The organism is Bradyrhizobium lablabi (genome assembly GCF_001440475.1).
Lineage (GTDB): Bacteria > Pseudomonadota > Alphaproteobacteria > Rhizobiales > Xanthobacteraceae > Bradyrhizobium > Bradyrhizobium lablabi.
In genome coordinates this window covers 35,445-51,108 of record NZ_LLYB01000094.1, presented here as the reverse complement: position 1 = coordinate 51,108, position 15,664 = coordinate 35,445, and the positions used below count along the sequence as shown (strand labels likewise).

Sequence of the window (15,664 nt, the reverse complement as noted above, 5' to 3'; positions counted from 1 at the left end):
CCGCATTCATCCAGCAGGCTCAATGCATCGCCGCGCGGAAACTTCCGCGCCTAACAGAAAACACAAAGAAAGGACCCGTGCATGCGAACGCAGCGGATTGTCCTCGGCCTTGCCATTGCGATCGGCGGCGTCGCCCCCGCATTCTCGCAGGAATATCGCGGAACCTGGGAACAGCAGATGGCGTGCACGCCCGATGTCTGGCGGCTCTGCGGCGACCAGATCCCGGATGTCAACCGGATCGTGGCCTGCTTGCGGCAGAACACGCCGCAGCTCTCCAGCGGTTGCCGTGCGGTTTTCGAAACGAGCGCCGAGCAGCAGCAGGCCAATCGTGCGCCTGGGCAGCGTGTGCCGCAGCAGGCGCCACGCGGCCGCGCGCCGCAGCAAATGCAGCGAGAAGCGCCGCCACCGCCGAGGCCGTACTTCGAGGAAGATTAGGCTGACGCAGCCTCAACCGGCCTGATCTCGCAGACGTCGACCCATTCGGCCGCCGTCAGTTCCGCCATGCGCGCGGGCGTGATCTTCACCGCGCTGTGGGTTGAGCCCGCGGCCGGCACCACGATGTCGAACGCCTTCAGCGAAACATCGCAATAGATCGGCAGCGGTGTCTTCAATCCGAACGGACAGACGCCGCCGACCTCGTGCCCGGTGATCTCGGCAACCTCGTCGAGGCCGAGCATCTTCGGCTTTCCGCCGAACAGCGCCTTCACCTTCTTGTTGTCCATCCGCGACGTGCCTGCCGCCACGATCAGGATCACGCGCTCGCCGATCCGCAAGGATAGCGTCTTGGCAATGCGCGCCGGCTCGACGCCGTAGGCTTCGGCGGCCAGTGTGACGGTCGCCGAGCTCACCTCTGATTCAATCACGGCAATATCGGGCGCCTTCTCGGCGAAGAAGGCGCGAACGGATTCAAGACTCATTTCAGGACCTTTGGGCGGACACCAGGGCAGGCAGTTCGGAGAGGCTGTGGATGCGATGGTCTGGCATCACGCCGAGTTCGTCCATCTGGGTGCGCAGGATCTTGAACATTGTCAATGGCGGCAGCGTCTCGCTTTCGAGGCAGGCCAGCGCCATCGCTTCCGGCGTCACCCGCTCGATCCAGGCAACGTTGAGCCCGAACGCCTTGGCGCCGCAGACGTCCCATGGATTGGAGGAGATGAACAGCACTTCCGCAGGCGGCACATGCAGCACCTCCTCGATCAATGCGTAGGCTTCGGGACGGGGCTTGAAGGCTTTTTTCGCGTCGACGCTGATGGTCGCGTCGAGCACTTGGTCCAGCCCGCTATTGCGCACCAGCGCCTCAAGCATATCAGGACTGCCGTTGGACAGGATCGCGAGCTTGCAATCCTTCATCGCCGATAGGGCCGCAAGGGCATCCGGATAGAGATCGAGATGCAGGTATTTCTCGACAATGCGCGCAAACGTATCGTCGTCATATTCCAGCCCGAGGCTGCGCAGCGTGTAGGCCAGCGAGTCCCGCGTGGTGACCGAGAAATCCTGATAACGTCCCATCAGCGAGCGCAGCCAGGTGTATTCGAGCTGCTTGATGCGCCAGACCTGCGTGATGATCTCGCCATAGCCGGGAAACGCGTCCTCGGTGACATCAGCCACCGACTGGACGTCGTAGAGCGTACCATAGGCATCGAAGACAACGGCTTTGATGGTCACGGTTGTTTCTCTTTTCCGCCGATCGTCGCATACAGGAATTTCCTGAGCGCGTCGACGGATCGATCCCGCGCCTCTTCGTTGAATTCGAGGTGATGGCCCAGGAACTTCTCGGGCGTTCGGAAGCGCGGCACGTCGAAATCATGATAGGCGCCGGCATAGACGGTGATCTCGATGGGACTTCCCTGTCCCTTCTCGCGCGAGATACCCCAGTCGTCACGGCCTTCGGCAAGGTTGCGGCACGCCTGGGCTGGCGTCCAGTCGTCGAGCTCGCCGATCAGGATCAGTGTTGGCACGGTCATGTTGCCCTTGAGACCGACGCAGGGCGGATAGAAACCGATTGCTGCACGGAATTTTTCTACTGAGCTGCGTTCGAGCTGACCGCGCTCAACCGAGAGCAGCGCCAACATGGCGCCTTGGGAAAATCCCACCACGGCAACACGGCTCGGGTCGACCGATGACTGTCCGACCAGGAAATTCAGCGCGCGGTAGGCATCATTCAGGGTCTGTGGCGGCAGTCCGCCCGTGCAGGCGTTCGTGATGCCACGCGTGCCGAACCGGTCGATGGTCAGCGTGACGTAGCCCCACTCCGCAAGCAGCTTGCCCCAGCGCTCGTCGATTCCCCGCCATGCGCCGCCGCAGCCGTGCAACATCACGACTGCAGGCGAGGGGCCAGGACCATCGGGTAATCGCAGGTAACCCTGCAGCGCCTGTGGGCCCGCCAGCGGGCTTTCGAATTCGATAAGGCGTGGCGCACTGTCGGCCGCCGGCGCAATATTCAGGCCGGCTCCCCAGATTGGGAGCGCGGCGAGCAGGGCGATAATTCTGGCGAAGTTCGTCATCGACCACCTCGCAGGTTTTGCCGCCGATGATACTCTTTTAGATACCCAAAATCTTCCTTGCGTTGGCCTTCATCACCTTCGGCCGGATTTCCTCGCGGATCTCGAGCTTTGCGAAATCCGCCAGCCAGCGGTCCGGCGTGATCACCGGCCAGTCCGAGCCGAACAGCATCTTGTCCTGCAGAATGGAGTTGATGTAGCGCACCAGGATCGGCGGGAAATATTTCGGCGACCAGCCGGAGAGATCGATATAGACGTTCGGCTTGTGGGTCGCGACCGACAGCGCCTCCTCCTGCCAGGGGAAAGAGGGATGCGCGAGGATGATCTTCAGGCCGGGAAAATCCGCCGCGACGTCGTCCATGTACATCGGGTTGGAATATTTCAGGCGCATGCCCATGCCGCCGGGCATGCCCGAGCCGACGCCGGTTTGCCCGGTGTGAAACAGCGCGATCGCGCCGCCCTCGTTGATCGCTTCATAAAGCGGATAGGCCATGCGGTCGTTGGCGTAGAAGCCCTGCATGGTCGGATGGAATTTGAAACCGCGGACGCCGTATTCCTCGATCAGCTTGCGCGCCTCGCGCACGCCTAACTTGCCCTTGTGCGGATCGATCGAGACGAACGGGATCAGGACGTCGAGATGGTCGGAGGCGACCTCGAGCATCTCGTAATTGTTGTAGCGGCGGAAACCGGTCTCGCGCTCGGCATCGACCGGGAAGATCACGGCCGCGATATTCTTCGAGCGGTAATAGGCCGCGGTCTCCGGCACGGTCGGCGGATGCTTGTGCGGGGATTTGAAGTACTCGGCCATGCGCTCCTGGAAGTCGTCATAGCCGTCGTCGCCATGCAGGCCGCACGGCTCTTCCGCATGGGTGTGGATGTCGATCGCGACAACCTTCTCGATATCGGGCAGCTTGAGCTTGGGCATATGGGGTTTCCCGCCGGCTTGATTTTTGGGTCTGGAAAATTGATTATACTATATAACGAATTCCGCAAGACGGCAGAAATAAAAGGCGGAAAATAAGGGGAGTGCGGCATGGCCGAAGCGCAGACTTTCGAGACCGATTTCTGGAAAGACGCCAATCTGCGCAAGGTCTGGGACGACATCGTTCCCGGCGAGCCGCGCAAGACCATTCCCTACACGCTGACGAAAGAGGCGATCGAGCTGTACTGCAAATCGGTTGGCGAGACCCACCCGATCTATTTCGACGAGGCCTATGCCAGGACCACCCGCTATGGCGGGCTGATCGCGCCGCCCTCGATCCACATCCTCCTGATGTTTTCCTGCACCCCGGCGGACGACTGGATGCGCTCGCCCGGAACCGTCAATGCCGGGCAATCCTGGAGCTACAACATTCCGGCGCGCCCCAATGACGTGATTACGCTGCAGGCTCGCGCGCTCGACAAGTTCATCAAGCGCGAACGGCTGTTCGTGGTGCACGACAACGTCTTCTTCAACCAGCGCGGCGAGGTAATCTGCTCCGGCCGTGGCTGGACGATTCGGCCGATGTAAGAGGGGAGCGATCAATGACTGCCACGTTCGACAATCTCTCCGCCGGCGACGTCATCGACGGTCCGAAATTCGCGGTCTCACGCGAATCCATCCGCCTGTTCTGCGATGCCTCGCTCGACTACAACCCGCTGCATCTCGACGACGACTACATGAAGGGCAGTTTCGGCAAGACCAATTTCGGCGGCATCATCATGCACGGCATGAACAATTTCGGGCTGATCTCGCGGATGCTGACTGACTGGGCCTATCCCGCGGGCGCTATCCACCGCCGGCTGGAAACGCGCTGGGTCAAGCCGGTCCGGCCCGGCGACACCATCCAGCCCTCTGGAATCATCAAGGCCAAGCAGACCTCGGAGAAATCCCGCTGGGTATTGATCGACGTGATGGTGAAGAACCAGGCGGGCGAAAAAGTTGCGACCGGCGAGGCCCTGGTCGAGTTCCCGCGCGACCTGTTTTGCCAGTGATTCCGGAGCGTTCTCCCGCGGGCGAGGCTGTCCGGCGTTAGGTCCGGAACGGGACGGATGGAGCCAAAACCGGCCCCATTCGGATTGACATCCGGTGCCGCCTTCCTTAGAAACCGCCCATCCCGGGTGGCTGGCCGCTTTTCGGGATAAATCCCATTTTGCCACTTTCGGGTAGCTCAGGTTCGGGCCTCCAGCACGGCCTTTCAAAGCATCAGGATTGTCCCATGAAAGTCCGTAACTCCTTGAAATCGCTGCGCGGCCGTCACCGCAACAACCGTCTGGTCCGCCGCAAGGGCCGGGTGTACGTGATCAACAAGGTGCAGCGCCGGTTCAAGGCCCGCCAAGGCTAAGCCCCCTTAAAAGGGCTAAGCCGCCAAAATCTTCGTTCGCTTCACAGGTCTTTGACGAAACGCTGCTTTGCGGCGCGATTTTGCACGTCTAGACTTGTCTTATGGTTTTGAGATTCTTGGACGCCCGCAACTGCCGGATCGTCATTCTCGCGGCTGTCATGGCAGCCGTGCCCGCGGCCGCTTTTGCCCAGGAAGACCCCAGAGTCATTCCCCCGCCGAAGGCACAGAAGAAGTTGCCGGAAGCGCCGAGCAAGCTTCCCAAGGTCGGCGCCGACCGCACCCGCGGGCTGGATTTCCTGTTCGGCGCGCTGAAAGCCGCCCCGGATGAGGCCAGCGCCAAGCACGTCGAGGCCCGGATCTGGGCGCTGTGGATGCAGACACCGAGCGACACGGCTGCGCTGTTGATGCTGCGCGCCAAGGCTGCGATGGATGCGCAGAAGATCGACGTTGCGCTGAAACTGCTCGACTCCGTCGTCAAGCTCCGTCCCGACTATACCGAGGCGTGGAACCGGCGCGCGACGCTGTACTACCTGAAGAACGATTACACCCGTTCGCTGGATGACATCCGGCAGGTGCTGATCCGCGAGCCCAGGCATTTCGGTGCGCTGGCCGGCCTTGGCATGATCATGCAGGAAATCGGCGACGACAGGCGCGCGCTGGAAGCGTTCCGCAAGGCGCTGGCCGTCAATCCGCATCTGGAGAAGGTGCCGGAACTGGTCAAGACGCTGACCGAAAAGGTCGAAGGCCGCGATATCTGAACTCTCGCGGTTAACCCTGATTTCCGACGAATTACTTCAGGCAGGAACGTAGCGCCGTCAAAGCGCCTTGTTGGCTGACTGCGTGACAGGAGCGGGCCATGAAATCATTGCTGCTGGCCGGCGCGATAATGGTCGCGGCCGGAGCCTGCGCTTTGGCGCAAGGCGGCTATTGGGTGGTTGGCGACCAAGCCACCGGCAAATGCGAGATTGTGACGAGCAACCCCGTGATCAACGCCCAGGTCGGCGGGAATATCTGGTTCGGAACCGGACCCTACCAGTCGCGCAATGACGCCAAGCTGGCCCGTTCGACCATCCCCCAATGTCCGGCGGTGCAAGAACCGCCCGCGAAAACGCAGGACGACGAGAAAAAATCCGACTAGCCATTTTCGAGCCGTTTCGCGTTAGGAAACGCGGCGGCCCAAAGCTCTAGTGTACGGCGTGGCTGCCACGGGCCAGACCATCAAGGCCGACTGCCGCGTAGATTTGCGCCAATTCCGTCTCAAGCTGCTCGTTGACCCGCAACAGCGCCTTGAGTGCGCCGCGGATGTCGCCATTGCAACTCGCAACGATCTGATCGATGGCGGCTTCGCTTGCGTCGGAAATCATGGGTAGTCCTCCGATGATACGCTGGAACAATTTGTAGTGAGCGGCCATGTTCCTGTGGATGTTGGGTACAGTGCAGGCGCCCGGCTACCCCCCAATCAGGCACGCGCACACATGGCGAAAGTGGCAACGTCACTGTACAAACCTGTCAATGACGTCAGTATGACCCCGCTATCCACAGGATCGTCCCGCTGTGGACAACGTCCGAAACCTGCGCCGGCCCGAGCCGTAGCTCGCAGGTGCAAAAGATCAGTCGGAAATTTCAGATGTTTGTAGTGATTGCAGTGACGGCACTGGCGGTGCTGGCGCTGGTCACGCAGATCGGCGTTGTTCTCGCGCAGCGGGCCCATCCACCCCAGGGCAGGATGGTCGAGGTCAACGGCGGGGCCCTCCACATCCTCGATATCGGTCCGCGCGACGCGGCCGGTCCGCCGGTCGTGATGCTGCATGGCGCGAGTTCCAACCTCGAAGTGATGCGGCAGCCGGTCGGGGAACTGCTGGCCAGAAAGCACCGCGTGATCCTGATCGACCGCCCCGGTCATGGCTGGAGTACCCGCGCCCGGCTGGAGGACTCCACGCCCGAAATTCAGGCCCGCATGATCAGTGAGGCGCTGGCCAGGCTCGGTGTCGGCGAGGCGATCTTTGTGGTGCATTCCTGGGCCGGCGCGCTGGGGGCGCGGATCGCGCTGGATTACCCGCAAACCGTCGCTGGCCTTCTGATGCTGGCCCCGGTGGCCTATCCGTGGCCCGGCGGCGTCGGGCGCTACAACAGGCTGATTGCCACGCCGGTGATCGGTCCGCTGTTCGCCTACACCATCACGCTGCCGCTCGGCCTCCTGCTGGCGGAGCCGGGGGCGCGGGGCGTGTTCCTGCCGCAGACCATGCCGGACGGCTTTGTCCGCAATACCGCCACCCCGCTGCTGCTGCGCCCGCGCGAATTCATCGCCAATGCGCGCGATCTAGTGACGCTGAAGGCGGCGGTGGCCGAGCAGGCGCCGCGCTACGGCGAGATCAGGGCACCGGTCACCATCATCACCGGCGATGCCGACAAGACCGTATCAACCGACCGGCATTCACGGCCGTTCGCGGCGGCTGCGCCGAACGTAAAACTGATGGTGCTGCCCGGTGTCGGCCACATGATCCAGCAAGCGGTTCCCGATCTCGTCATTGCCGAGGTCGAGGCGATGATGTCTGCCTCGGCGCCGGACGCGACAGCGGCGGCCCATTGAGGCGTCCGAGAAATTTTTGTGCGATCAAGGACGATGAGACCGTGCGTGCCTGACGGCTTCGGATGGGCTACGATTGGCGTGCGCGGGATTCCGCTGCTCGTCCCGCCGGGATGAAGCTTTGGAGCATGATCCGGAAAAGTGGGTACCGGTTTTCCGAGAAGATCATGCTCAAATCAAAGAGATAGAGCGGGATGATGATTCGAAGAAAAGTCATCACGCTCTAGGAGTTGCGATATCGGGCAGCCGACCTTCGAGGGAGAGCCCCATGTACGCCGCCATCCGTCAGGGAAAAGCCAAACCCGGCAAGGCCGAAGAACTGACACGCCGGATCAAGGAAGGCGCGATCCCCGTCATCAGCGGGGTCGAGGGATTCATGGGCTACTACGTGGTCTATGCGCCCGATGACACGGTGATCGCGATCAGCCTGTTCAATAATTTTGCCGCCGCCGAGGAATCCAACAAGCGTGCGCTGGCATGGATCGAGCAAGATCTGGCGCCGCTGTTGACCGGGCCGGCCACCGCGATGGCCGGGCCGGTGATCGTGCACACGCTGGCTTGATGCGGATGAAGGCTGAAGCTCTCTCAATCATCCTCCCCTGGAGGGGGAGGGTCGCCGCGCAGCGGCGGGGTGGGGTGACGGTCTCTCCACACCCAACAGTGAGCGAGTGGAGAGACCGTCACCCCACCCCGTCTCGCATTCGCTTCGCTCGTGCGAGCCGACCCTCGAGCGAGCTTCGCTCGTCTCGGACCCGTCCAGGGGAGGGTGCAGAGGCCCAACCCTCACTTCGTCTTGCCGTCCTTGTCGAACGAGGCGACATACGCCCAGAGGTCGCCGGCCTCCTTCTCGTTCTTGATGCCGGCAAAGATCATCTTGGTGCCGGGGATCTTTGCCTTGGGGTCCTTGATGTATTCGAGGAATACATCCTTGTTCCACGTAATGCCGGAATTCTTGTTGGCGTCGGAATAGGAGTAGCCTTCGACGCTGCCGGAGTGGCGGCCATCGAGCCCGTTCAGCACTGGACCCACCTTGTTCTTGGCGCCTTCGCCAATGGCGTGGCAGGCCAGGCATTTGTTGAACGAGGTCTTGCCGGCGGCGGCGTCCTGCGCCAGCGCGCCCGGCGCCGCGGCCAACGAGGTAACGACAACCAGCGCGCTCAAAGTCGATGTTTTCATGTGGTGCTCTTCGTTTCTTCCCAGGGGAGGCGGATTTCTTGTGGCAGGCCCGCTTGGATTGGACAAGCCACGAAACCTTGACAGGTTTCACCATTGCCGACTTGTCCCAGAGAGAACTGACGTTTGACGCGTCGCAATGCAACCTTCGGATAATCTACCCAAACCTTGGTAGACGTGCTTGATTTGCCACCATAAATCGTTGGTTCGCTAGGCTTGGAGGGACACGCATGGCCATCATGATGCCGGCCGCAGATCAGGCGGTTCTTGGCCGTCGCGCCGAGATCGTGGCGGCCCTGCGCGCGATCGTGCCGGGCGAGGGCGTGATCGACAGCGCGGCCGAAATGCAGGTCTATGAGTCCGATGGCCTCACCGCCTATCGGCAACCGCCGATGGTGGTGGTGCTGCCCGACACCACCGAGCAGGTCTCGCAGGTCCTGAAATACTGCTTCGAGCAGGGCATCAAGGTGGTGCCGCGCGGTTCCGGCACCTCGCTGTCGGGCGGCGCGCTGCCGCTGGTGGACGGCGTGCTGCTGGGCCTCGGCAAGTTCAAGCGCATCCGCGAGATCGATTTCGACAACCGCGTGGTGGTGACCGAGCCCGGCGTCACCAACCTCGCCATCAGCCAGGCGGTCGCGCATGCCGGCTTCTACTATGCGCCCGATCCGTCGTCGCAGATCGCCTGCTCGATCGGCGGCAATGTCGCCGAAAATTCCGGCGGCGTGCATTGCCTGAAATACGGCATGACCACCAACAACGTGCTGGGCTGCGAGATCGTACTGATGTCCGGCGAGATCTTGCGGATCGGCGGCAAGGCCGCGGAGAACGCCGGCTACGACCTGATGGGCATCATCACCGGCTCGGAGGGGCTGCTTGGCGTCATCACCGAAATCACGGTGCGTATCCTGCAGAAGCCGGAGACGGCCCGCGCGCTGATGGTCGGCTTCGCCGAGGTCGAGGCCGCCGGCGAATGCGTGGCGCGGATCATCGGCGCCGGCATCATTCCCGGCGGCATGGAGATGATGGACAAGCCCGCGATCCACGCCGCCGAAGCTTTTGTCCATGCCGGCTACCCGCTCGATGTCGAGGCGCTCCTCATCATCGAGCTCGACGGCCCGGTCATCGAGGTCGACGAACTGATCACCCGGGTCGAGGCGATCGCCAAGGGCTGCGGTTCCGTCACCTTGCAGATCTCGACATCGGAGGCCGAGCGCAACCTGTTCTGGGCCGGCCGCAAGGCGGCGTTCCCGGCGGTCGGCCGCATTTCGCCCGACTATCTCTGCATGGACGGCACCATCCCGCGCGGGGCGCTGCCGAAGGCGCTGGCCCGCATTCGCGACCTCTCGGAAAAGTACCAGCTCGGCGTCGCCAACGTGTTTCACGCCGGCGACGGCAATTTGCATCCGCTGATTCTCTACGATGCCAACAAGCCGGGCGAGATCGAGCGGGCGGAAGCCTTCGGCGCCGACATCCTGCGCGCCTGCGTCGAATTCGGCGGCGTGCTGACCGGCGAACACGGCGTCGGCATCGAGAAGCGCGATCTGATGCCGGAGATGTTTACCGAGATCGACCTCAACCAGCAGCAGCGCCTGAAATGCGCCTTCGACGCGCAGGGCCTGCTCAACCCCGGAAAAGTGTTTCCGACCCTGCACCGCTGTGCCGAACTCGGCCGCATGCATGTGCACGGCGGCAAGCTGGCGTTTCCGGACATCCCGCGGTTCTGAAGATGTGCGTATGCCGATCCCGGTGATGCGCGATGGCTGATCTGTCCCTGGGCACGACGGCCGCCACAGCGAATGCAAGCCGCGCGCCGCGGCTGCTGTTCATCGACAACATCCGCTGGTCGATGATCATCCTCGTGCTCAGCATGCACGCCTGCGACACCTACAGCCCGTTCGGAAACTGGTACTATGTGGACCGGCAAAAGACGGACCTCGGCACGGCGCTCTTCTTCGGCATCTACCAGAGCTTCCTGCAGGCCTTTTTCATGGCCGCGCTGTTCTTTGTCGCCGGTTATTTCGCGGCCGCGGCCTACGACCGCAAGGGCTTTGCGCCGTTCGTCCGCGACTGCTTTCTGCGGCTTGGCGTTCCGACCCTGCTCTTCATGTTCGTCATCGGACCGCTGACGCAGTATTTTCTGTCATGGACCTGGGGCAGCGGCGGCTTCGGCCATCAATGGTTCAAGCATATCAGGGACGGCGAGTGGCTGTCGGAAACCGGGCCGATGTGGTTTTGCGCGGCGCTGCTGCTGTTCTCGATCGTCTACGGCTTGATCCGCCGCAGCGGCTGGAACGAGCCTCTGGTATCGCTGGGGGACGATCGTGCGAGCCGGCTCCGGCTCGCCGGGTTCGTCATCGTGATGGCTGCATCGACATTCCTGGTCCGGATCGGGATCGACGAGGGCGCCTCGGTTCTCAACGTCCATCCCGGAGATTTCCCGCAATATGTCCTGATGCTTGCCGCCGGCTCGCTCGGCTGCCGCGGCAACTGGATGAGCGGGCTCCCCGAGCGCTTTTGCATCCGCCTTGGAACTGTAGCGCTCGTGGGTTCCGTGCCGTTGATCGCCGTGCTGATCCTGTTCGGTGGCGGCCTGCAGGGCGAGACGCAGCAATATTCCGGCGGCTTCAACTGGGTCAGCGCGGGCAAATGCCTGTGGGAGGCGTTGGTTTGCGTCGGCATGGGTCTGTTGATGCTCGCCGTCTATCGCCATCACTTCGACTGGCAGGGGCCGGTTTCAAAATGGCTGTCCGACAACGCCTTCGGCGTCTACCTCATTCACCCGCCGGTCCTAATCGCCGCCGCCATCCTGCTGCACACGCTGGCGTGGAATGCCATTGCCAAGGCGTTGCTTTTGACGGTGGTCGCCGCCATCGGCAGTTTCGCGGCCTCCGCCTTCGTGTTGCGGAGATCGCCGCTGCGCGCCATCGTCTAGAGCGTTTTCCAGCGAAGTGGGGGACCGGTTCGCGTCACGAAAACGCGTCAAATCAAAAATCTAGAGCCTTTTCCGTTCCGATTCGATCGGAGCGGAAAAGGCTCTAGCGCCGGATGGCGCGGCCAAGGCCGCTCCATCCGGTTGTGCCGAAAGGCTTACAGCAGCCCGTATTGCGTGCGCTCGCGCTTCGCCAGCAACGGCAGCGCTTCGCCTGCGATGTAGGTCTTGAAATGCGCGCTGTCCTGATGCGCCTTGAAGGCGGCCTCATCGCGGAACAGTTCGTAGAACAGGAACTGGGCCGGATTATCCTTGGCTCTCGAGATCAGGAACAGTTTGACGCCTTCCTCGCGCTGCGCCTCGGGCAGGAAGCGGTCGAGGATCGCGGCGACCTTGTCGGCCTCCCCCTGTTTCGCTTCCCATTGCGCGACAACGAGCAGCCCGCCGCCATCGACAGCGTCGTTGATCGATTTCTTCGTTGCATATTGATTCATGGTCCGGGCTCCTTGCTCCTGGGATTGAGATGACGATATCGTCCATGGCGAGAGATAGATCGCCAGGACCGCTCCGAATGCTCGGATCACCGACCTGCGGCTGAACATTTCGGTAGATCGCGGCGTGTGCCGCGCTGTTATCGATCGCTCCATGTCTGTCTCCATCGGTTGGTTTCGATCGCGATCAGTGCGACCGTTGTAGCGGCGAGCCTGGCGGCCTCGATTCGCCTGCGATCGAAGTATCGATGTCGTGAACATTTCGATCGCAATCGAAGCGTTGCGTCCGAACGCTATGCGACAAGCAGGGTGGATTCTTCGCCGGAAGCAGGAGTTGGCCATGCCGACCATCGCACCGCAGCTTGCCGAACTGGCCGGACTGATCGCCGATCCCGGGCGCGCCCGCATCCTGTCGCGGCTGATGGACGGGCGTGCGCAGACGGCGAGCGAACTGGCGCTGCTCGCGGGCATCACGCCGCAGACGGCGAGCTGGCATCTTTCCAGGCTGGTTCAGCGCGCGCTTCTGAAGGTGGAGCGGCGCGGTCCGCGTCGGCTCTACCAACTGGCCACCCCGCTGGTCGCGCAGATGCTCGAGGGCATGATGACGGTTGCCGTCACTGGTCCATCCCGGCCGCCGCCACGGATCGACGATCAGATGCGGCGGGCCCGGACCTGTTACGACCACCTTGCGGGCGAACTTGGCGTCGCGGTCACCGATGCGATGCTGGAACGCGGCTATCTCGCCCTGGACCAGGATGCCGGCGAACTGACCGCCGCGGGCGTGGTATTTCTCGGCAGTCTCGGCCTCGACCTGCGTTCACCGGCGCGGCGCCGGCGGGCGCTGTGCCGACCCTGTCTCGACTGGAGCGAGCGGCGTCGGCATCTCGCCGGACGGGCAGGGGCCTCGATCGCCGACCTCGCGTTCCAGCGGGACTGGATCCGGCGCCGGCCACAGGGCCGCTCCGTCGAAATCACCGAGGCGGGGCTTGCGGCGTTCAGAAATCTGTTCGGTGCACGCATTTGATTTCGGAGCCAAATTTGGCTACCCGCTAAAGGCGTGGATACGCTCAAGGTAAGAGACGCCAAAGACGTCGAGGAAGTGGTGCGCGCGGCGATCGCCAGCGAGCAGCCGCTCGAGATCATCGGCCATGGCACCAGGCGCGCCATCGGTCATCCGATGCCGACCAATGCTGTGCTCGATGTCTCCGCGCTGAACGCTGTCACTTCCTACGAGCCGAACGAACTGATCATCACGGTGCAGGCCGGCGCGCCGCTCGCCGACGTGCAGTCGCTGATCGATTCCAAGAGCCAGCAATTCGCTTTCGAGCCGATGGACACGTCGTCCCTGCTTGGCGCATCGGGCAACGGGACCATCGGCGGCATGATCGGCGCGGGGCTGGCCGGTCCCCGCCGCATCAGGGCCGGCGGCGCGCGCGATCACCTGCTTGGTGCGCATGCGGTGTCCGGCTTCGGCGACAGTTTCAAGACCGGGGGCAGGGTGGTGAAGAACGTCACCGGCTACGATCTCTGCAAGCTCTTGACGGGATCGTGGGGCACGCTGGCGGTGATGACGGAAGTCACGCTCAAGGTGATGCCGAAGCCTGAGACCGAGCGCACGCTGGTGCTGTCGGGGCTCGACGATGTCGCCGCGAACCGGGCGATGACCGCGGCGCTCGGTTCGCCCTACGACGTCTCGGGCGCGGCGCATCTGCCCTATCAGGCGTTCCGGCCCGCGACGGGGTCGCTGGCGGGTCTTGCGGCGCAGGGGCGGGCGGTCACGCTGCTGCGGCTCGAAGGCATCGCGGCCTCGGTTGCGGATCGCGCCACCTCGCTCGCCAAGACGCTGGCGCCGTTCGGGTCCGTGGACACGCTGCAGGATGCGGCCTCGGCGTCGGCCTGGAGCGCCATCCGCGATGTCGAGCCGTTCGCAGCCGGAGGCGCGCTCGGCGCCTGGCCGGTGTGGCGGATCGTCTGTCCGCCGGCTTCCGGCGGTGTGCTCGGCCAGGCGCTGGCCCGCGAGAGCGGGGGCGACATGATCTATGATTGGGGCGGCGGCCTGATCTGGGCGGCGTTGCCGCCCAAGCCGGATGCGCAGGCGGCGCTGGTGCGGCAGCGCGTCGAGGCGGCCGGCGGCCATGCAGCATTGATCCGGGCGTCCGAGCAGGTCCGGCGCCATGTCGATGTCTTCCATCCACAGGCAAGCGGCCTTGCCGCCCTGAGCGAGCGCGTGCGCCACAGCTTCGATCCCAGGATCATCCTCAATCGCGGCCGGATGCTGAGGGGGTCTGCGACATGAAAACCGAATTTTCCCTCGCCCAGCTCGCCGACCCCGATATCGCCGTAGCCGACAAGATCCTGCGCGCCTGCGTGCATTGCGGCTTCTGCACCGCGACCTGTCCGACCTATGTGCTGCTCGGCGACGAGCTCGATAGCCCGCGCGGGCGCATCTACCTGATCAAGGAGATGCTGGAAAAGGACAAGCCGCCGACGGCGGAGGTGGTCAAGCATATCGACCGCTGCCTCTCCTGCCTCGCCTGCATGACCACCTGTCCCTCGGGCGTGCACTACATGCACCTGGTCGATCAGGCGCGGGTGCGGATCGAGAAGGACTATTCGCGGCCGCTCACCGAGCGGGCCCTGCGCGCAGTGCTGGGACTGGTGCTGCCGCGGCCCAACCTGTTTCGCGCCAGCATGATCATGGCGCGGCTCGCCCGGCCGTTCGCGGCGCTGTTGCCGGCGCCAAAGGCGGCGGCGACCCCTAGCCTGCTGCGGCGGATCAAGGCGATGCTGGCGCTCGCGCCCAAAGGCCTGCCGGCGCCGGGGCCCTCGGGCGGCAGCGTGTTCCCGGCGATCGGCGAGAAGCGCGGGCGCGTCGCGCTGCTGCAGGGTTGCGCCCAGCAGGTGCTGGCGCCGCGCATCAACCAGGCCGCCATCAATCTCCTCACCCGCCACGGCATCGAGGTTGTCCTGGTCCGGGACGAGCAATGCTGCGGCGCGCTAACCCATCACCTCGGGCAGGACGGCGACGCGCTGGCGCGGGCGCGCGCCAACATCAAGGTGTGGAAAAAGGAAGCGGAACAAGGCGGCCTCGACGCCATCCTGATCACCGCGTCGGGCTGCGGCACGGTCATCAAGGACTATGGTTTCATGCTGCGCGAGGATCGCGAATACGCTGCTGCCGCAGCGCAAATCTCCGCGCTGGCAAAGGATATCACCGAGTTTCTCAGTGGCATCGCGCTCGCGCCAACGACGCAAAAAGGCGACGTCACAATCGCCTATCACTCGGCTTGTTCGCTACAGCATGGACAGAAAATCACAGGCCTTCCGAAAGAATTGCTTTCCAAGAATGGATTCGTGGTGAAAGATGTACCCGAGAGCCATTTGTGTTGCGGTTCGGCGGGGACCTACAACATTCTCCAGCCCGACATTGCAAGCAGGTTGCGCGATCGGAAGGTCGCCAACATTGCGACAGTCAAACCGGACATGATCGCTGCAGGCAATATTGGATGCATGGTTCAGATTGCCGGCGGTACGTCAGTTCCTGTGGTGCACACGATTGAGCTTCTCGATTGGGCGACGGGAGGTCCAAAGCCTGGATCGTTAACAGGATTGAATTGATCGATCAGCCTACGGGCATGATCTGGAAGAGCCTGCCCTGC

General features: G+C 63.2%; 20 protein-coding genes. 13 read left to right on the top strand and 7 right to left on the bottom strand.

The features are described 5' to 3' along the window. Positions 1–81: 81 nt before the first annotated feature. The gene (locus tag CQ14_RS27305) at positions 82–435 is read left to right on the top strand and encodes a hypothetical protein (RefSeq protein WP_057860925.1); all 354 of its coding nucleotides are present in this window, start codon (positions 82–84) and stop codon (positions 433–435) included. Here CQ14_RS27305 and CQ14_RS27300 read toward each other — a convergent pair. From CQ14_RS27300 to CQ14_RS27285, 4 genes are read right to left on the bottom strand one after another with little or no spacing between them, the layout of a single operon-like run. Further along, positions 432–917, bottom strand: coding sequence for a YbaK/EbsC family protein (locus tag CQ14_RS27300; protein WP_057860924.1), 486 nt, complete (start codon positions 915–917; stop codon positions 432–434). The genes CQ14_RS27305 and CQ14_RS27300 overlap by 4 nt on opposite strands. Position 918: 1 nt before the next feature. Next, entirely contained in the window at positions 919–1,665 is a 747-nt protein-coding gene (locus CQ14_RS27295) for a haloacid dehalogenase type II (protein ID WP_057860923.1), read from the bottom strand. Next, positions 1,662–2,504 (bottom strand): dienelactone hydrolase family protein, encoded by an 843-nt coding sequence (locus tag CQ14_RS27290; RefSeq protein WP_057860922.1) that lies wholly within the window; start codon positions 2,502–2,504, stop codon positions 1,662–1,664. Before CQ14_RS27290 ends, CQ14_RS27295 begins: the two co-directional genes overlap by 4 nt. Before the next feature lie 37 nt (positions 2,505–2,541). Further along, entirely contained in the window at positions 2,542–3,426 is an 885-nt protein-coding gene (locus tag CQ14_RS27285) for an amidohydrolase family protein (RefSeq protein ID WP_057860921.1), read from the bottom strand. A 108-nt stretch (positions 3,427–3,534) separates the two neighbouring features. On the opposite strand from CQ14_RS27285, the gene CQ14_RS27280 reads away from it, so the two are divergent. From CQ14_RS27280 to CQ14_RS27260, 5 genes are all read left to right on the top strand, one after another. Then, entirely contained in the window at positions 3,535–4,011 is a 477-nt protein-coding gene (locus CQ14_RS27280) for a MaoC family dehydratase (RefSeq protein ID WP_057860920.1), read from the top strand. A 14-nt stretch (positions 4,012–4,025) separates the two neighbouring features. After that, entirely contained in the window at positions 4,026–4,475 is a 450-nt protein-coding gene (locus CQ14_RS27275) for a MaoC family dehydratase (RefSeq protein ID WP_057860919.1), read from the top strand. Between the two features lie 224 nt (positions 4,476–4,699). Next, on the top strand, positions 4,700–4,825 hold the full coding sequence (gene ykgO / locus CQ14_RS27270; RefSeq protein ID WP_002718645.1) for a type B 50S ribosomal protein L36: 126 nt from the start codon (positions 4,700–4,702) through the stop codon (positions 4,823–4,825). Between the two features lie 158 nt (positions 4,826–4,983). After that, on the top strand, positions 4,984–5,583 hold the full coding sequence (locus CQ14_RS27265) for a tetratricopeptide repeat protein (RefSeq protein WP_245320546.1): 600 nt from the start codon (positions 4,984–4,986) through the stop codon (positions 5,581–5,583). Between the two features lie 98 nt (positions 5,584–5,681). Continuing rightward, positions 5,682–5,963 (top strand): hypothetical protein, encoded by a 282-nt coding sequence (locus tag CQ14_RS27260; RefSeq protein ID WP_057860917.1) that lies wholly within the window; start codon positions 5,682–5,684, stop codon positions 5,961–5,963. A 46-nt stretch (positions 5,964–6,009) separates the two neighbouring features. Here CQ14_RS27260 and CQ14_RS27255 read toward each other — a convergent pair whose 3' ends face one another. Continuing rightward, complete coding sequence (locus tag CQ14_RS27255; RefSeq protein WP_057860916.1) at positions 6,010–6,189, bottom strand: hypothetical protein; 180 nt, start codon at positions 6,187–6,189, stop codon at positions 6,010–6,012. A 263-nt stretch (positions 6,190–6,452) separates the two neighbouring features. On the opposite strand from CQ14_RS27255, the gene CQ14_RS27250 reads away from it, so the two are divergent. Then, positions 6,453–7,415 carry an alpha/beta fold hydrolase gene (locus CQ14_RS27250; protein WP_057860915.1) on the top strand — a complete coding sequence of 321 codons (963 nt, stop codon included), beginning with the start codon at positions 6,453–6,455 and terminating at the stop codon, positions 7,413–7,415. Positions 7,416–7,680: 265 nt separating this feature from the next. After that, positions 7,681–7,974 (top strand): antibiotic biosynthesis monooxygenase, encoded by a 294-nt coding sequence (locus tag CQ14_RS27245; RefSeq protein WP_057860914.1) that lies wholly within the window; start codon positions 7,681–7,683, stop codon positions 7,972–7,974. 221 nt (positions 7,975–8,195) lie between these two features. On the opposite strand, the gene cycA is transcribed toward CQ14_RS27245, so the two are convergent. Continuing rightward, positions 8,196–8,588, bottom strand: a complete 393-nt coding sequence (gene cycA / locus CQ14_RS27240) for a cytochrome c-550 CycA (RefSeq protein ID WP_057860913.1) — start codon at positions 8,586–8,588, stop codon at positions 8,196–8,198. 227 nt (positions 8,589–8,815) lie between these two features. On the opposite strand from cycA, the gene CQ14_RS27235 reads away from it, so the two are divergent. Together CQ14_RS27235 and CQ14_RS27230 are read left to right on the top strand one after the other, a co-directional pair. Beyond that, complete coding sequence (locus CQ14_RS27235) at positions 8,816–10,309, top strand: FAD-linked oxidase C-terminal domain-containing protein (RefSeq protein ID WP_057860912.1); 1,494 nt, start codon at positions 8,816–8,818, stop codon at positions 10,307–10,309. 32 nt (positions 10,310–10,341) lie between these two features. Next, entirely contained in the window at positions 10,342–11,517 is a 1,176-nt protein-coding gene (locus CQ14_RS27230) for an acyltransferase family protein (protein WP_057860911.1), read from the top strand. Between the two features lie 155 nt (positions 11,518–11,672). Here CQ14_RS27230 and CQ14_RS27225 read toward each other — a convergent pair whose 3' ends face one another. Next, the gene (locus tag CQ14_RS27225; RefSeq protein ID WP_057860910.1) at positions 11,673–12,008 is read right to left on the bottom strand and encodes a putative quinol monooxygenase; all 336 of its coding nucleotides are present in this window, start codon (positions 12,006–12,008) and stop codon (positions 11,673–11,675) included. A gap of 337 nt (positions 12,009–12,345) precedes the next feature. Between CQ14_RS27225 and CQ14_RS27220 the strand changes: the two genes are divergently transcribed. Genes CQ14_RS27220 through glcF form a run of 3 tightly spaced genes read left to right on the top strand, consistent with a single transcriptional unit; the run spans position 12,346 to position 15,623 of the window. Further along, positions 12,346–13,029 (top strand): ArsR/SmtB family transcription factor, encoded by a 684-nt coding sequence (locus tag CQ14_RS27220; RefSeq protein WP_057860909.1) that lies wholly within the window; start codon positions 12,346–12,348, stop codon positions 13,027–13,029. A 33-nt stretch (positions 13,030–13,062) separates the two neighbouring features. Then, positions 13,063–14,301, top strand: coding sequence for an FAD-binding protein (locus CQ14_RS27215; protein WP_057860908.1), 1,239 nt, complete (start codon positions 13,063–13,065; stop codon positions 14,299–14,301). Further along, positions 14,298–15,623 carry a glycolate oxidase subunit GlcF gene (gene glcF / locus CQ14_RS27210; protein WP_057860907.1) on the top strand — a complete coding sequence of 442 codons (1,326 nt, stop codon included), beginning with the start codon at positions 14,298–14,300 and terminating at the stop codon, positions 15,621–15,623. The genes CQ14_RS27215 and glcF overlap by 4 nt, the downstream gene beginning before the upstream one ends. The last annotated feature ends 41 nt before the right edge of the window (positions 15,624–15,664 follow it).

Coding starts and splice junctions, on each gene's coding strand:
- CQ14_RS27300 (WP_057860924.1), bottom strand. CDS start 917: ATGAGTCTTGAATCCGTTCGCGCCTTCTTCGCCGAGAAGGCGCCCGAT.
- CQ14_RS27305 (WP_057860925.1), top strand. CDS start 82: ATGCGAACGCAGCGGATTGTCCTCGGCCTTGCCATTGCGATCGGCGGC.
- CQ14_RS27250 (WP_057860915.1), top strand. CDS start 6,453: ATGTTTGTAGTGATTGCAGTGACGGCACTGGCGGTGCTGGCGCTGGTC.
- ykgO (WP_002718645.1), top strand. CDS start 4,700: ATGAAAGTCCGTAACTCCTTGAAATCGCTGCGCGGCCGTCACCGCAAC.
- CQ14_RS27220 (WP_057860909.1), top strand. CDS start 12,346: ATGCCGACCATCGCACCGCAGCTTGCCGAACTGGCCGGACTGATCGCC.
- CQ14_RS27245 (WP_057860914.1), top strand. CDS start 7,681: ATGTACGCCGCCATCCGTCAGGGAAAAGCCAAACCCGGCAAGGCCGAA.
- glcF (WP_057860907.1), top strand. CDS start 14,298: ATGAAAACCGAATTTTCCCTCGCCCAGCTCGCCGACCCCGATATCGCC.
- CQ14_RS27225 (WP_057860910.1), bottom strand. CDS start 12,008: ATGAATCAATATGCAACGAAGAAATCGATCAACGACGCTGTCGATGGC.
- CQ14_RS27260 (WP_057860917.1), top strand. CDS start 5,682: ATGAAATCATTGCTGCTGGCCGGCGCGATAATGGTCGCGGCCGGAGCC.
- CQ14_RS27235 (WP_057860912.1), top strand. CDS start 8,816: ATGGCCATCATGATGCCGGCCGCAGATCAGGCGGTTCTTGGCCGTCGC.
- cycA (WP_057860913.1), bottom strand. CDS start 8,588: ATGAAAACATCGACTTTGAGCGCGCTGGTTGTCGTTACCTCGTTGGCC.
- CQ14_RS27275 (WP_057860919.1), top strand. CDS start 4,026: ATGACTGCCACGTTCGACAATCTCTCCGCCGGCGACGTCATCGACGGT.
- CQ14_RS27290 (WP_057860922.1), bottom strand. CDS start 2,504: ATGACGAACTTCGCCAGAATTATCGCCCTGCTCGCCGCGCTCCCAATC.
- CQ14_RS27265 (WP_245320546.1), top strand. CDS start 4,984: ATGGCAGCCGTGCCCGCGGCCGCTTTTGCCCAGGAAGACCCCAGAGTC.
- CQ14_RS27230 (WP_057860911.1), top strand. CDS start 10,342: ATGGCTGATCTGTCCCTGGGCACGACGGCCGCCACAGCGAATGCAAGC.
- CQ14_RS27285 (WP_057860921.1), bottom strand. CDS start 3,426: ATGCCCAAGCTCAAGCTGCCCGATATCGAGAAGGTTGTCGCGATCGAC.
- CQ14_RS27280 (WP_057860920.1), top strand. CDS start 3,535: ATGGCCGAAGCGCAGACTTTCGAGACCGATTTCTGGAAAGACGCCAAT.
- CQ14_RS27255 (WP_057860916.1), bottom strand. CDS start 6,189: ATGATTTCCGACGCAAGCGAAGCCGCCATCGATCAGATCGTTGCGAGT.